Genomic DNA, 549 nt, shown 5'->3' on the forward strand with positions numbered 1-549 from the left:
TGCTGTCTTTCACAGGGCCGGGTGCCTCTGCACGGTAGAGCTGCATACCACCGATGCCGAGCATTGGCAGTACAGCGACGGCTAGAACGATCAAACCCATACCGCCAAACCATTGTAACTGTTGGCGATACCATAAGATTGATTTTGGTAGTGAGTCGAGGCCTGTAATAACGGTTGCCCCTGTCGTCGTTAATCCAGAAAGCGACTCAAAATACGCATCTGTGTAGGAGAGATCAGGCATATCAGACAGATATAGTGGGATGGACCCACTAAAGCTAAGAACGACCCAGAACATCACAGTAATTAAGAAACCATCGTGAACACGTAATTCTTTTCTGTGTTGCCGACAGGGTAGCCAGACTAGAAAACCTAAGCCAAGTGTGATGGCAAATGCGTCCAAGAAGGCATGGAGTTGCCCATCGATGTAGTAGAGTGAGACGGCAATGGGGGGCAGCATCGTGACACTGAATAGCATCAACAAAATCCCCAGCATTCGGCCAATAGTTAAAATTTGCATTAGAAGATCTCGATCACTCTAGAAAAACGTTA

General features: G+C 47.4%; 1 protein-coding gene. It reads right to left on the reverse strand.

What is annotated here, in order from left to right:
* Positions 1 to 517 (reverse strand): potassium transporter TrkG (locus A3762_RS02210; protein ID WP_304439252.1); only part of this gene is annotated, 517 nt, incomplete at its 3' end.
* Between the last annotated feature and the right edge of the window lie 32 nt (positions 518 to 549).

This window comes from Oleiphilus sp. HI0125 (assembly GCF_001635355.1).